This window comes from Myxococcus sp. MxC21-1 (assembly GCF_032612255.1).
Lineage (GTDB): Bacteria > Myxococcota > Myxococcia > Myxococcales > Myxococcaceae > Myxococcus > Myxococcus virescens.
Genome location: NZ_CP123278.1, coordinates 5,918,467 through 5,934,130, shown reverse-complemented (window position 1 = coordinate 5,934,130; position 15,664 = coordinate 5,918,467). Strand labels below are relative to the sequence as shown.

The 15,664-nt window shown below is 70.8% G+C and carries 4 protein-coding genes and 1 pseudogene; all 5 read left to right on the top strand.

From position 1 onward, the window contains the following. Window positions 1-4 precede the first annotated feature (4 nt). Window positions 5-12,282: pseudogene (locus QEG98_RS26060) on the top strand (tetratricopeptide repeat protein). A gap of 134 nt (window positions 12,283-12,416) precedes the next feature. Then, entirely contained in the window at window positions 12,417-13,148 is a 732-nt protein-coding gene (locus tag QEG98_RS26055; protein ID WP_316563217.1) for a GYF domain-containing protein, read from the top strand. Window positions 13,149-13,179: 31 nt separating this feature from the next. Further along, a complete protein-coding gene (locus QEG98_RS26050; RefSeq protein ID WP_316563216.1) occupies window positions 13,180-13,773 on the top strand; it encodes a hypothetical protein in 594 nt (197 codons plus the stop codon). Further along, on the top strand, window positions 13,770-14,429 hold the full coding sequence (locus QEG98_RS26045; RefSeq protein WP_316563215.1) for an AgmX/PglI C-terminal domain-containing protein: 660 nt from the start codon (window positions 13,770-13,772) through the stop codon (window positions 14,427-14,429). Before QEG98_RS26050 ends, QEG98_RS26045 begins: the two co-directional genes overlap by 4 nt. Window positions 14,430-14,668: 239 nt before the next feature. Then, complete coding sequence (locus tag QEG98_RS26040) at window positions 14,669-15,565, top strand: hypothetical protein (RefSeq protein ID WP_316563214.1); 897 nt, start codon at window positions 14,669-14,671, stop codon at window positions 15,563-15,565. The last annotated feature ends 99 nt before the right edge of the window (window positions 15,566-15,664 follow it).

Sequence of the window (15,664 nt, the reverse complement as noted above, 5' to 3'; positions counted from 1 at the left end):
CTCCATGCAACAGCCCACGCCCTCGTCGCGTCCCACGCTGCGCGTGTCCGATGACCGCACCTTCGTCGAAACCGAAGCGGCACTCGACAAGGCCGGCCGTGTCGAGGATTTGATTCGCCTCTACGAGGGGCGCTCGCGCGATGTCGTCTCCGATGAAGCGGTGCGCCTGCTGTGCCGCGCCGCGGAGCTCGCGCATGATCGGCAGCGCAACACGCAGCGCGCGGAGGAACTGCTCAAGCGCGCGTTGCTGGTGGCGAAGGATCCGCTTCCCGCGCTCCGAGGCCTGAAGCGGTTGCACGAGTCGCGGCAGGATGGCGCCGCGCTGGCGGACGTCCTGGAGCGGCTGGGTGGCGTCACGCAGGGTGAGGAGTGCGCGGGCCACTACCTGAAGGCGGCCGACGTCTACGAGCAGAAGCTGTTCCGGCGCGACCGCGCCGTGCTGTGCCTGCAGCGTGCGGCGCGCGCGAAGCCGGACCGCGCCATCTTCCGGCGCGTGCGTCAGTTGCTGTTGTCGGAGGAGCGCTTCCAGCCGGCCTTCGAGGCCTTGGAGCGCGAACGCGCGGCGCTGGGGGACGCGGGCATGGCGGAGGAGTACGCCGCGCTCGCCGAGCGGCTGGTGGACGACCCCACCGAGCATGAACTGGCGCAGCGGGTGGTGGATGTCGCCCAGGCGTTGGAGCCGCAGAACGCGCGGCTGGAGAAGGCCGCGCGCGCGTTGCAGCGCTTCGAGCAGACGTGGCGTGACCGCGTGCGGATGCTGCGCAGCATGTCGCTGGAGGAGCGCGACCGGAAGAGCGCGGCGCGCCTGTCGCTGCTCGTGGCGAAGCTCTTCGCCTGGTACGACCCGGGCGCGGCTGCGAAGGTGAAGGAGGCGCTGGACCGCTGCTTCCTGCTGTGGCCGGGCATGCCCGAAGGGCTGTCGCTCATCGAGAAGCTGACGGCGCGCTCGGGCGGTGATTTCGCGCCGGCGATCGAGCAGATCGAGGCGATGGCGGGCGAGGTGAAGGACCGCACCGCGCAGGTGGACCTGTGGCTGCGCGTGGGCACGCTGCGCCTTGGCCGGATGAATGACGCGGACGGCGCGCTGGCGGCCTTCGAGAAGGCCGTGGCGGCGGACCCGTCCCGCGCGGACGCGGCCAGCCTGACGGCCGAGCAACTCCTGGAGAAGGGCCGGGCTCCGGAAGCCGTCGCGGTGCTGGAGCGCTACCTGGGCACGGTGAAGGACCGCTCCACCCAGGCGGGCATGCGGCTGCGGCTGGCGGACCTGTTCCTGACGCAGCTCAAGGACGCGGACGCCGCGCGTGAGCACCTGGAAGCGGCGCTGAAGCTGGACCCCACGCAGGCGCTGGCGGCCTTCCAACTGGCGCGGCTGTTGGCCGAGGACGACGAGTTGGACGCCGTGGTGCCGCTGCTGGACCTGGCCCTGCTGGCGCCGCGTCCGCGCCCGGAGCGGGTGGCCTTCTGCGAAGCGCTCGCGCTGATGTTCGAGGAGAAGGACGACGCGCGCGGGGCCTTCGAGGTGCTGTCGCGCGCCCTGGAGCTGGAGCCGGGCCGTCCGTTGCTGTTGGGCACGGTGGTGGAGCACGCGGAGAAGGCCCAGGCGCAGCCCGCGCTGGCGCTGGCGCTGCAACGCGCGGCGGAGGCGGCGCCGGTGGCGGAGGTGGCGGCCACGATCTGGCGGCAGCTGGCCCAGTTGCTCCAGGGCCCGCTGGCGGATCCGTCGCGCGCGGAGGCCGCATGGCGGGAAGTGCTGGCGCGCGCGCCGGGTGACGCGGCCGCCGTGGAGGCGGTGAAGTCGCTGCAGGCGGCCGCGGCGCTCGCGGACGACCCGAAGGCGCGGCTGGAGGCGGACGTGGCCCGGCGCGAGGCGGCCGGCGCGGCGCCCGAGGAGCTGGAGCCCTTGGTGCGTCAGTTGGTGCAGCTCGCGCCAGAGGATGCGGCGGGCGTGCAGCGACTGCAGGCGCTGTGCGTGGCCCTGTCGAAGTTCGACGAGGCGGCGGCGCTCGCGGGGCGGTTGGCGGGCCTGGCGGAGACGCAGCTGGAGCGCAACGAGTGGACGGCGCGCCAGGCGAAGCTGTACGCCGAGCGGCTGGGGCGTCAGGAGGACGCGACGGACCTGTTCCTTGGCCTCCTCTCCGAGAACGTCTCCACCGGCGTGGTGGTGGGCGGACTGGAGCGGTTGGCCGCGGCGGGCATTCGCACGGCGGAGGTGACGGAGGCGCTGGCGGCGCACTACGGACGCAGCGGCGACCACCAGCGGCAGGTGGCGGCGCTCCAGCAGCAGCTGGAGGTGACGACGGAGCCCGCGGCCCGCAAGCGCCTCTTCTCGTTGCTGGCCAGCATCCATGAGAAGCAGCTCGCGGACAGCCGCGCGGCCTTCGACGTCCAGGTGCGCGCGCTGCGCGAGGACGCGAAGGACGAGGGCTCCCGCGCGGAGGCGCTGCGGCTGGCCAGGGACTTGTCCGCGCACGCGGAGCTGGGGCGTGTGTTGCGCACGCTGGCCTCCGAGTCAGAGGACCCCGCGGTGGCCGTGCCGTTGCTGCTCGAGGCCGCGAGCCTGGCGGAAGAGGGCGCGCTGGCCGCGGAGGCCATCGCGGCGCTGGAAGCGGCGGTGACCCGTGCGCCCGAGTCGAACGCGGTGCTGCAGCGGCTGGTGCGTCTGTACGGGCGCGCGGGCCGGTCCGCGGACGCGGAAGGTCTGCTGCGCAAGCGCATCCAGGGCGCGCGTGGGCAGGAGCGGCTGGAGCTGCTGCTTCAGCTGGTGGACCTCAACTCGGAGCTGGGACGCGATGCGCAGGCGGCCGAGGCGCTGCAGTCCGCGCTTTCGCACGGCGCCGAGGAAGGCCGGCATCTGCCGCGCCTGGCGGAGCTGTACGAGAAGGCGGGCCGGACGCGCGAGCTGGGAGACACGCTGGCGCGGATGATTGCGCTGGCCGAGTCCGCGGGTGACGCGGACAGAGTGGCGCGGCTGAAGCTGCGTCGTGCGCACCTGCTGCAGGAGTCGCAGGACGGCAGCGCGGAGGCGGTGCAGAGCTTCGCGGACATCCTGCTTCAGCGCCCCACGGACCCGGATGCGCTGGCGGCGCTGGAGGCCATGCTTGCCTCGGGCCCGGCGCGCGAGGCCGCTGCGCGTGTGTTGGTGCCTGCCTTCGAGCGCACCAAGGACCACCGCAAGCTGGTGGCCACGTTGGATGTTCTGGCGGAAGTGGCGAAGGACGACGCCGCGCGAGTGCAGGCGCTGCGACACGCGGCGCAGGTGCACCTGACGCACCTGCGGCAGCCGGAGCTGGCCTTCGCGGCGTTGGCGCGCGCACTGCGCCTGGCGCCCGGTGACGCGGGGCTGCGCTCGTCGGCACGGCAGGCGGCGGAGGACGCGGACTCGCTCGACAGCTACGCGGAGATCATCGCGGAGCTGGCGGAGGAAGGGGACGTCGGCCCCGCGCGACTGGCGCTGCTGCGCGAGCTGGCCGAGGTGCAGGAGAAGAAGCTGGACGACAAGGCCGGCGCGGTGAAGGCGCTGCGCGATCTGCTGGCCATCGAGCCGGGCAACCTGGACTGCCTGCGCGCCCTTCAGCGGTTGCATCGCGCGGGGAGGAATGGGCGGCGCTCGCCGAGGTGCTGGAGAAGCTGGCCGCGGCGTCGCCGGAGCCCGCCGAGCAGCTGGCCTTCTTGCGCGAGGCGGCGCTGCTGCATGAGACGAAGTTGATGGACAAGGAGAGCGCCGCGGACGCCTGGCGCGTCATCGCGGAGCGCGACCCTGCGAGCCGTGAAGCCGCGGCGACCCTGGACCGGCTCTACACCGAGAGTGGCCGTCACTCCGACCGGCCTGGGCGCTGGCGCTGCGCCGCAACCAGGAAGGGCAGAGCCCGCAGGGGCGTGAAGTCTCCTTCCGTCTGGCGGAACTCCAGCGCACGGTCCTGGATGACCCGAACGCGGCGCTAGGCCTCTACCGGAAGATTCTGGCCGAGGACTCGGGCCATCCAGGTGCGCGCGCGGCGCTCGAGGCCTGGGTGAAGGCAGCGGTGCCCGCGAGCGGCGCGGCGCTGGATGTGCTCGACCCGGTGCTGGTGCAGGTGGGCGACCACGCCCGCCGTGTGGCGCTGCGTGAAGCGCGGATGACTTCCGCGCTCACCGTGGAGAAGATCCTCCTCTCGGGAGAGGTTCGCCGCATCTACGAGCGCGACATGCTCCAGCCTTCGCTGGCGTTCATGTCCGCGGTGAAGTCCTTCGCGCAGGGGTTGGACCGGGAAGGCGTGCAGCCGGACCTGGAGCGGCTGGCGCGCGAGACGGGCTCGCACGAGGTGCTGGCCGAAATCTACGAGACGGCGGCGACGGAGCTGAACGCGGGAGACCCCGCGGCGCTGGAGTTGCTGCGGCGCTCGGCGGAGCTGCGCGAGTCGCTGGACCAGCCCGAAGAGGCCGCGCGGCTGTGGAAGAGCCTGCTGGCGGACGCGCCCCAGGACCGGCAGGCGCTGGAGGCCCTCTCCCGCCTGTACGAGAAGGGGCAGAACGCCAAGAGCCTGTCGGAGGTCTACACGCGTCAGGCGCAGCTCTCCACCGACCCGGAGGAGCGCGTGGGCCTGCTCCTCAAGGCGGGCGAGGCGTACGCGAACGCGGGTGAAGACGCGAAGGCCATCGAGACGTATCGCTCCGCGCTGGCGCTCCGGAAGGTGCCCGAGGGCCTGCTCGCGCTGGAGAAGCTCTACGCGAAGTCTCGGCGCTTCGTGGAGCAGGCGGACGTGCTGGACCAGCTCGCGGATGGCGCCGCGGATGAAGGCGCACGGCGCAACTGGCTGCTGAAGCGCGCCCAGCTCCTGGAGAAGGAAGTGGGGCCGGCGGAGTCGCTGCCGGTGTACCGGCGTCTGCTGGAGCTGGCGCCTGGAGACGGACAGGTGGTGGCGGGCCTGGAGCGGCTGATGGCGCACGAGGCGCCTCGCTCCGAAGCGGCGCGCCTGCTGGAGCCTGTCTACCGTGGCGTCAACGACACCCGGAAGCTGGTGGACGTGCTCGAGGTGCTGCTGCCGGGCGTGGCGCCCGAGCGGCGGCTGGAGCACCTCCAGGAGATCGCCACCCTGCGCGAGGCGCTGGGGCAGACGTCGCTCGCCTTCGTCGCACGCCTGCGCGCCTTCAACGAGGCACCGCAGGAAGCCGCGGTGCGCGACGAGCTGGAGCGGCTCGCGGCCGACTCCGGTGCGTTCGAGGAAGTGGCGGCGGCCTACGAAGACCAGCTGGAGCGCGGCGCGCAGGATCCGCTCGCCGGTGACTTGTGGCGGCGCCTGGCGGGCATCTACGACAACCGCCTCAAGCGTTATGACCTGGCCGTCCGTGCGATGGAGGAGATGTCGCGCAGGGACCCGAAGAACAAGTCGGTGTTGGACGCCATCGCCCGGGTCCACCGCCGCACAGGCGCGCACCGCGAGCTGGCGCTCGTCATGCGCCGTCAGGTGGCGGCCGAGGCGAACCCGTCCTCGCAGGTGAACCTGCTCTTCGAGCTGGCGCACCGGCCGAGGAGACGCTGGCGGACAAGTCGCTGGCGGCGCAGTCGTACCGGGAAATCCTCGGCCTGCGGCCGGAGAACGCCAACGCGCTGAAGCTGCTGGGGCGGGTGCTCGCGGAGATGGAGCGCTGGCCGGAGCTGGCGCAGCACATCGAGCGGGAAATCCAGCTCGCGGACGAGCGCGGCGCCCAGGAAGAGGCGTCCGACCTTCGAGTGCGCTTGGGCCGGCTGAAGGTGTCGCGTCTGGACGACCCGCGCGGCGCACTGGAGCTGTACCAGGCCGTGCTGGCGCGCCGGGAGGGGCATGCCGGTGCGGTGGGCGCGCTGGAGGAGATGGCGCGCTCGGAGAGCCCGCTGCGTGGCGCCGCGGCCAGCGCGCTGGAGCCCGTCTTCGCCTCGGTGGGCAACCACCTGAAGCAGGTGGAGATGCTGGAGTCCCGTGCCTCGGCGGAGGCCGTGCCGCAGGAGCGCGCCGCGCTGCTGCGCCGCATCGCGGAAATCTACGCCGGCTCGCTGGAGAACGCGGAGATGGGCTTCCTGGCCGCCACGCGCGCGCTGCGCGAGCTGCCGGATGACCTGCGCTCGTTGGAGTTGTGCGTCGCGCTGGTGGACAAGGCAGAGGCGCCCGAGGAACTGGCCGCCATCCTGACGGAGGTGGTGGGCAAGGCGGGCGATGCGTCCCGCGCCGAGCTGTACCGCGCGCTGGCCCGCATCCAGACGGACCTGGGCGAGCCTCCGAGGCGCTGGTGTCGTGGAAGCGCGTGCTGGAGCTGCGGCCCACGGACACCGAAGCGCTGGATGGCACCGTGCGACTGGTGGCGTCGCAGGGCAAGCCCACGGAGCTGCTGGAGGTGCTGCGCCGGCAGCTCGCGGTGGCGGAGGACCCGGTGCGTCGCGCCACGGTGCTCTTCCAGATGGGCACGCTGCAGGAGGAGCAGCTCAATGACGCGCTGGGCGCGCTGGCCACCTTCCGGCGCCTGCTGGAAATCAAGCCGGACGACCTGCCCACGCTGGAGCGCATGGAGGCGCTCTGCCAGAAGCAGGAGCGCTGGCCGGAACTGGCGGACGCACTGGCTCGCCGCATCGCGCTGATTTCCACGGAGGAGGGACTGGAACTGAAGTTCCGTCTGGCCATCGTGCGTGAGTCGCGGCTGCTGGACCGCACAGGCGCGCTGGCGCTGTACGGCGAGGTGCTGTCCGTGCAGGCCAACCATGCGGGCGCGGTGGGCCGCATGGAGGCGCTGGTGACCCGCGAGCCGCAGAACCTGCTCGCGGTGGAGACGTTGCTGCGCGCCCTCCGCGCCAGCGGCGACATCACGCGTCTGGCGCAGGTCATCGAGACGCGTGTAGGCGTGTCGGGCGACGCATTCGAGCGCAAGGCGCTCCTGGGCGAGCTGGCCACGCTGCGGGAGTCCCAGGAGGAGTCGGAGCTGGCCTTCCTGGCCCTCTTCCGCGCCTTCAAGGAAGACCCGAACGACGCCGCCGTCCGTGCTCGGCTGGAGAACGCGGCGGATGCGTCCGCCAGCTATGACGAACTGCTGGCGGCCTACGAGGAAGCGCTGCCGCGCGTGGCCGAGGCCGCGGATGCCGCGCAGGTCTGCCTCCGGTTGGGACAGATGTTGGAGACGAAGCTGCGCGACTCGGACCGCGCGGTCTCCTACTACGAGCGCGCGCGCACGCTGCACCCCACGGTGCAGGAGCCGTCGCTGGTGGCGTTGGACAGGCTGTACCTCCAGTTGGAGGCCTGGCCGGAGCTGGCGGGCATCTTGGAGGCCCTGGTTGCTGGCGTGACGGAGCCCACGGACCGGGTGGGCTACTTGTTCCGCCTGGGCCAGCTCTACCAGGAGCGGCTGGACAGCCCGGACCGCGCGGCGGGTGCCTACGAAGGCATCCTGGCGTTGGACCCGGAGCACCTCGCGTCGGCGCGGCTGTTGGAGGGCATCTACGAGTCGGCGGGCGCGTCGGAGAAGCTCTACGGCATCCTGAAGCTCCAGGCGGAGAAGGTGTCGGGCGCCGAGCGCGACCGCGTGCTGGCGAAGATGGCGCAGGTCTCCGCCGAAGGACTGGCGGACCTGGGCGGGTCCATCGAGCTGTACCGCGAGCTGCTGGCGAAGAACGCGCGCAACGAGCAGGCGTTCTCCGCGCTGGAGTCTCTCTACGAGCGCGCTAACCGGCCGCAGGACCTGCGTGAGCTGCTGGAGGGCCGGCTGGCGGTGACGCTGGACCCCCGCGAGGTCGTGCGCCTCAATGAGCGCCTGGGCCGCGTCGTGTACCGCCTGCTGAAGCAGCCGGAACAGGCCGTGCCGTTCTTCAAGGCCGCGCTGGACCGGGATGCACGTCACCGCGGCGTGCTCGACACGCTGCGCGAGCTTTACGACGAGACGGGCCAGCGTGAAGAGCTGGTGGGCGTGCTGCGCCGGCTGATTCCTCTTCAGGAGAGCAGTGACGGCGTGAAGGCGCTGCGTCTGCGCCTGGCGGAAGTGCTCGCCGGCATGGGCCGCCGCGAGGAGTCCCTGGACGCCGCCCGGCGCGCGCTGGAAGTGGAGCCGCACCAGATTCCCGAGTTGGACCGCGTGCACGAACTCTTCGTCTCCCTGCGTGCGTGGAACGACGCGGTGCGCGCGCTGGAGCTGAAGGTGCAGGTGCACCTCCTGACGGAGGAGCGTGAGCAGGCTGTCGCTGCTTACTTCGCGGTGGCGGACCTGTGGGTGGGGCAGGGCGGCAAGCCCGAGCTGTCCTCGGGCGCGCTGGAGAAGGTGCTCGAGCTGGACCCCGCCAACCGCACCGCCTACGAGCGCGCGTGCGACCTGTACCGGACGCACAACGACTGGCGTGCGTACGCCCAGGTGATGGACCGCTACATGCCCCACCTCGTCACGGACGAGGAGAAGCTGGCCGCGCTGCGCGAGCTGGCCCGGGTGCAGGAAGTGCGGCTGGGACAGAAGGACGTGGCCTTCCTGGCGCTGTGCCGCGCGCTCCAGTTGGACGCGTCGGACGACACGCTGCGCGAGGAGGTGGAGCGGCTGGCCGACGAGACGGGCAGCCACGAGGAGCTGGCCGCCGTCTACGAGGAGGTCGCCGACGAACTGCCGCGTGGCGCCCTGGCCGAGCGGCTCTACGCGACGCTGGCGCGTGTCCACGACACGCACCTGGATGACCCGCAGGCGGCGGAAGCGGCGTTCCGGAAGATTCTCGAGTTCGACCCGACCAACGCCACCGCGCTGGATGGGCTCGCCGCGGTGTTCCAGCGGCGTGGCCGTCAGCGTGAGTACGTAGTGGCGCTGGAGCAGAAGCTGGAGGCCGCCGGCTCCATCGAGCAGCGCAAGGGCATCCTCCGCGAGATTGCCCGCGTCTGGGACGAGCAGTTGGAGGACCCTGTCGAGTCCGCCAGCGCGCTGCTGCGTGCGTTGGAGCTCGAGCCCGACGCGGAGACGCTCGGCGTGCTCACCGCGCTGTACCGTCGTCAGCGGTCGTGGCCGGACGTGGCGTCCACGCTGCTGCGGGCCCGGGACCTGGCGGACAGCATCGAGGAGCGCGCGCGCATCCAGGTGGAGGTGGCGGGCGTCTACGAGCGTGACATCGGCGACGACGAGTCGGCGGTGGCCGCGTACCGGCAGGCGCTGGAGTTCGACCCCGTCAACCGCGAGGCGCTGGAGTCGCTGGAGCGGCTCCACACGCGGCTGGACCACCCGGCGGACCTGCTCGCCATCTACGAGCGGATGCTGGAGCTGAGCGAGGACTGGCGCGAGAAGATCCGTGTCCTCTTCCGCAGCGCGACCATCTGGGAGGACAAGTACCAGAACCCGGCGAACGCGGACGTCTGCGTGGAGAGCGTGCTCGCCATCGATCCGCAGAACGTCCAGGCCATCAAGACGCTCATCCGGCTGCGCCGGGCGCAGGCGCGGTGGGAGGACCTCATCGCGGCGTACGAGCGGCAGCTCGCGCTGGCCGTCAGCCCGCAGGAGCAGGCCGAGCTCTACGTGGACATTGGCAACGTCCAGTACCAGCAGCTCAAGGCGCTGGACCGGGCGGTGAACAACTACCACGCGGCGCTCGCGGTGGACGCTGAGTGCCGTCCGGCGTTGCACGCGCTGGGCACGATGTACGAGCGCAGCGGCAACTGGCCCTTCGCGCTGGAGATGCTGTCGAAGGAGGCGGAGCTCGCGGGGCAGTCCAAGGACGCGGTGGAGCTGTACTACCGCCTGGGCAAGATCAACGAGGACATGCTGATGGACACGGGCAGCGCCCGGACCGCCTATCAGCAGGCGCTCGCGGTGGACCCCGGCCACCTGCCCAGCATCCGCGCCCTCAAGGGCATCCAGGAGCAGGAGAAGGACTGGAGCGGCTACGAGCAGACCCTGCGTCAGGAGGCGGAGCAGACCGAGGACCCGGCCGCCAAGGGCCGCGCGCTGCTGGACGTCGCGCGCTACCACGCGGAGACGCGCGAGGACCGGGACACCGCCACCGGCTACTGGCAGGAAGCGCTGAAGCACATCCCGGACAGCCTGGAGGCCGCGCGCCCGCTGTCGGACGTGTACATCGCGCACGAGGACTGGGCCTCCGGCGAGCGGATGCTGGACATCGTCACGCGGAAGATGGCGGAGATGGCGGTGGCGGACAAGGACTCCGTCTCCGCCGCGGACCTCTGCCGTCAGCTCTATCGCCTGGGCTACGTGGCGGAGAAGCTGGGCAAGCGCGACAAGGCGCTGGGTTGCTACGAGAAGGCCTACGAGCTGGACGCCACGTACCTGCCCGCGCTGGAGGGTTACGGCAACCTGCTGGTGCAGACGCGCCGCTACGAAGGCGCGCTCAAGGTCTTCCAGACCATCCTCATCCACCACCGCGAGGAGCTGACGGACCTGGAGGTGGTGGAGGTGTACTGGCAGCTCGGCGACATCCACGCCGCGCTGAACCAGACGGACCGCGCGCAGAACCACTTCGAGAAGGCGCTGGCCATCGACCCGGGCCACGAGCCGACGCTGCGCGCGTTGGTGGCGCTCCTGGAGAAGCAGGGCCAGTACGAGAAGTCCGCCGAGCTGCGGCAGCAGTTGGTGGGCGTGCTGGAGGGCGAGGCCCGCGCGAAGGTGTGCCTGGAGCTGGGCCGCATCGCGCGTGACGAACTGCACGACCCGTACATGGCCATTGACGCCTTCACCAACGCGCTCAAGTCGCAGCCGGATGCGCCGGAGGTGATGGACCAGCTCTACGTGCTGCTGCGCGAGACGCGTCAGGGCCAGAAGGCGGCGGACGTGCTGGCGCGCATGCTGGCGCTTCCCGCGCTGGGCCTGGAGCCGCACAAGGCCAAGCGTGTCTGGTTCGCGTTGGGCGAGCTGCGCCGCGATGACCTGAAGGACGTGGAGGGCGCCACCGAGGCCTTCAACGCCGCCCTGGACCTGGACCCGCGCTTCGTGGAGGCCTTCAGCGCGCTGGAGGCGATGCTCGGCGCGGCGCGCCAGTGGAAGCAGCTGGAGGAGAACTACACGAAGATGCTGGGCCGGCTGCCCAAGACGCCGGAGACGCACGTGGCGCGCATGGCGCTGTGGCGCGCGCTCGGCGACCTGTACCTCCAGGTGCTCAAACACCCGGAAGGCGCGGTGGCCGCGTACGGCGTGGCCGCCAAGGGCCTGCCCGACGACGCGGCGGTGCAGGAGGCCTTCGCGGACCTCGCTGGACAGATGCCGGGCCGGGAGGACGAGGCCATCGCCGCGCTCCGCCGCGCGCTGCCGAACACGACGGACCCGCGCAAGGTGGTGGGCGCGTTGGTGCGCCTGTCCGCGCTGCGTAAGAACTATGACGGCGCCTGGCTCGCCGCGCAGGCGGTGTCCGGCCTGCTGGGCGAGGCAGGGGAGGACGAGCAGGAGATCCTCACCAAGCTGGGGCCCTACGCGAAGAACAAGGAGAAGGTGGAGCCGCGGCCGCTGAACGACCAGCTGTGGCACAACCACCTGTTCCACCCGAAGGCGCGCGGCCCGCTGGCGGAGCTGCTGGGCCTCCTCTTCGCGAAGGTGGGGCACCTGTACGCGGTGCCGTCCCAGCAGTACCAACTGGTGCCCAAGCGCCACCGCATCGACGTGGCCAGTGCGCCCGAGTACCACGTCCACCACTACCGGTACGTGGCGCGCGTGCTGGGCATGGAGGCGGTGGAGCTGTACTCGCCCTTCCTCGTGGCGACGCGCGAGCGGATGGCGAAGCGCTCCAACGAGCCGGCGCCCGAGCCGCTCATCAACGTGGAGTTGCTCCAGACGCACCCGGCCTCGCTGCGCGTGGGCGGCAAGTACTTCGCGGAGCAGGGCCAGAAGGAAGTCTATTACCTCCTGGGCCGCACCCTGGCGCTGGCGCGCTCCGAGCTGGCCTTCAGTCAGCGCGTGGCCCCCGAGCGGCTGGAGGCCATCCTCCAGGCGGCGTTGAGCCTCGTCGTGGGCAACGTGCGCATCGCGGAAGCGCAGCACCTGGTGGAGCCGGAGCGTCGGCTGCTGGAGCGGAGCCTCAACGAGCCGGACCGCGCGGCGCTGGCGAAGGCGGCGCGTGCCTGGTTGCCCACCGCGACGCCGCAGGCCGTGCGGCAGTACCTGGAGGGCGCGGAGCTCACTGCGGCGCGGGCGGGGCTGCTCGCCGCGGGAGAGATGGAGCCGGTGCGCCGAATGGTGCAGGGCGAGACGGGCTCCGCCTTCCGCGTCCCGGTGCGCAACAAGCTGCGGGAACTGTTGGTGTTCGCCACCTCCGAGGACCTGCACGAGCTGCGCGTCGCCGTGGGTACGCACGTGGAGGTACAGGTGCGCAGGTAGGGACAGACCCCGACGTGGGGTTCGTACGTTAAAAGGCAGGCGGGCGGACTTGGCTCCGAACCTTGACCCCTCCGTCTGCCACTTCTACGATTCAGGCGGGATTTCTCCCGTCATTTCCGAGGCTTACGGGAACGATGCGTTTCGTCTGCGACAGCTGCCGCGCGCAGTACATGATCAGCGACGACAAGATTGGCCCCAAAGGGGTCAAGGTTCGTTGCAAGAAGTGCGGCCACACCATCACCGTGCGTCCCGCTGGCGCGACGGCCGCGAAGGACTCCGCGTCTGAGTCTTCGACCTCCGAGGCCTCCGCCTCGACTGACGTGGGTAAGGGGAGTGACACGTCCGCCGCCACGATGCCGGCGACGTTGGGCACGCCGCCCGAAGGCGGTCTCTTCACCGACGTGGAAGAGGACGAGATTGGCGCCGTCTTCGACCAGGTGCTGAGTTCCGGCACGCAGAAGATTCCCACCGAGGCCGCGAACGAAGCCGCCGCGCGCGAAGCGTCCGCGGAGAACGTGCGCAAGCTGGCCGAAGCCGAGGCTGAGCCGGACAAGGAAGAAGCCAAGGCCAACGCGGCGGCGCACGAGTGGTACGTGGCGATCGACGAGAAGCAGGTCGGCCCCTTCAATGTCGAGAAGGTCAAGGACCTGTGGGACCGCGGCGAGGTGGGCCCGGACAGCCTCTGCTGGCGCTCGGGCTTCAGTGATTGGATTCCGTTGTCGGAGACGGCGGAGCTGGCGTCAGTGCTGGCGCCGCGGCCCTCCAAGCCCGTCATCGTCGCGCCCGAGCCTGTGTCCGGCTCGACGCCCACGGTGTCCTCAGGCCCCGTGCAGTCCGCCTTCAGCGCGGGCAAGGGGGCGTGGTGATTCCGGGCCCGCGGGCGCTTCCGAGGAAGCCGTGGGCTGGAAGCCGTCCGCGGCCAGCGTGCTGGCCTCGCTGGTGAAGGAAGAGAACGACGCGCTGTCGAAGCCGCCTCCGACGCCCGCGCCCGCGCTGGGCCGGGAGCCGGTGTCGCAGTCGCGACTGCTGGACGTGCCCATGCCGCCGCCGGAGCCGGTGTCCTCGCCGTCCCTGCGGGGCGCGGAAGTGCCGATGGCGCAGCCCATGGCCTCGCCCATGCCGTATGGGCAGCAGCCCATGCAGCAGTATCCGCAGCCGGCGCCCATGCCGTATGGGCATCAGCCGGGGCCGCAGTATGCGCAGCCCATGCCCGCGCCGTACCCGCCGCAGCCGAGCTACCCGGCCGCCTATCCGCCGCCGGGTGGGGGCAAGGGCAAGACGGGGCTCTTCGTTGGCATCGCCGCGGGGCTGCTCCTGGTCGGTGGTGGCGCCGCGGCGCTCTTCCTGAAGGGCGGCTCTGGCGCGGACGCGGCACCAGCGAATCCCCCGGTCGTCGCGGCGGCGCCCGTGGCCACGCCGACGCCGCCCCCAGCAACGCTCCGCCGCCTCAGGCGAACACAGCCCCCGCGGCGGCCGCTCAGCCGCCCGTGAATCCCGCGACGCCGCCTCCCACGGAGGTCGCTGCGGCGCCAGTGAACTCGCCTCCGCCGGAGACGTCGCCCACGGCCGTCGCGGCGGCGCCCGTGGCCACGCCGACGCCGCCTCCGGTTGAAACGGCGAAGCCTGCGGAGACGGCGGTGGCGAAGGTCGAGCGGCCCACGAATCGACGCACCTCGTCGTCGTCGCGTCGGGAGGACCCGGAGCCTCGCACGTCCGCGCCGGCGCGTGCGGAGCGGCCCTCGTCGAGCGATTCGGATGATGACTTCGACGAACTCTTCGGCACGAAGAAGTCGGCGCCGGAAGCAAAGTCGTCGTCGGCGCGTCCGACGGCCTATGTCCCCCCTGAGCCTGGGGGCGGGGTTCCGGACCGGCTGCAGCAGTCGGACATCATGGCGGTGGTGCTGGCCAACAAGTCGGCCATCGTGAAGTGCGTCAACGAGCAGAAGAAGAAGGACCCGTCGTTGAGCGGCAAGCTGGTGATGCGCTGGACCATCCAGACGAGTGGCAAGACGAGCGCGGTGTCGTGCCGCACGGATGAGTTCCGCACCACCTACATGGCGAGCTGCATCTCCGGGCTCATCAAGAGCTGGTCATTCCCTCGTCACAAGCGGCAGGGCGAGCCCATCGACTTCCCGTTCACCTTCTGAAAGGTGAGGGGCGTCCACTGAGGCTATCGCGACATGAACGTCGCGATGGCCTCCGCTCCCGCTGTCTGCTTGCGCGAAGGGTGAATTTCGAGGCCGAGCAGCCGTCCAGGTGGCGTCGACACTCGTTGACACGTCCGGACGGGCGGGACTAAGCCTCACTTGCTCGCATGGTTGTTGGGGCCTGTAGTCAGTGGCCGGAGGCCCCCCGGGCGGCGTTCCAAACAAGAGGAAATCTCAACATGCAGCTTCGCAAGATGATGTTGGTGCTCACTGCGCTTGGCGCGATGAGCGGTCTCATGGCTGGTTGCGGTGACGACACGACGTCCCCGGGGGCGTGCTCCAGCAATGACGAGTGCGGCGAGTCGGAAATCTGTCACCCGACTGCCCAGATCTGCGTGCAGACCTGTACCTCTGGTTCGGACTGCCCCTCCACGGCGAAGACCTGCGCCCCGCTGGGCGGCACGTCGACCACGAGCATCTGCCAGTGCTCCACGGACGCGCTCTGCAACGGTGGCACGGACTCCGAGTCCAAGGACCTGGTCTGCTCCAACCTGGACAACGTCTGCGTGACGGCCTGTTCGTCCGACGCCGAGTGCACCGGTGACCGGACCTGCAACACGACCACCGGTCAGTGCGAAGAGGGTGACACCGGGCCCGCGAGCTGCACCGGCGAGGGCCTGTCCACCTGCACTTACGGCCAGATCTGCTCCAGCGGCACCTGCTCCGCGCCGCCCGCTCCGACGTGCCAGAACTACAACGAGTTCCCGAACAAGGCGGACCTCGGTACCACGGGCCCGATCATCTACAAGGTGGGCTTCGTCAATGCGACGACGGACACTGCGTTCTGTCCTGCTTCCCTGCCCAAGCGTCTGCGCATCCGCATCAACGCGTACTCCAACACGCCGTTCCCGGACACCTCCACCGAGCTGAGCCGCTTTTTCTACGTCCAGACGGACGGTGGTCGTAGCAACGCGTCCATCAGCCGCTCGGAGGGCAACTACATTGTCACTGGCGCCAACCGCAGCAACGCGGAGATCATCGTCAACCTCTGCGTCGTCGCGAATAGCACCACCAACTCGGCTGGCTTCTACTTCAGCGACGGCAACTTCGTCTGCCAGCAGTCGAACTACCAGTAATCGATTGGGCACGTGAGTCATCGAGCCCCGCTCCGGTTGTAGGGGCGGGGCTCGCTCATTCCAGCGAGAGGTACGCTGAATTTCGGCTGGGCCTATGCG

What these genes read in the sequence shown, in the direction of transcription:
- QEG98_RS26055 (WP_316563217.1), top strand. Translation starts at nt 12,417, where the DNA reads ATGCGTTTCGTCTGCGACAGCTGCCGCGCGCAGTACATGATCAGCGAC.
- QEG98_RS26040 (WP_316563214.1), top strand. Translation starts at nt 14,669, where the DNA reads ATGCAGCTTCGCAAGATGATGTTGGTGCTCACTGCGCTTGGCGCGATG.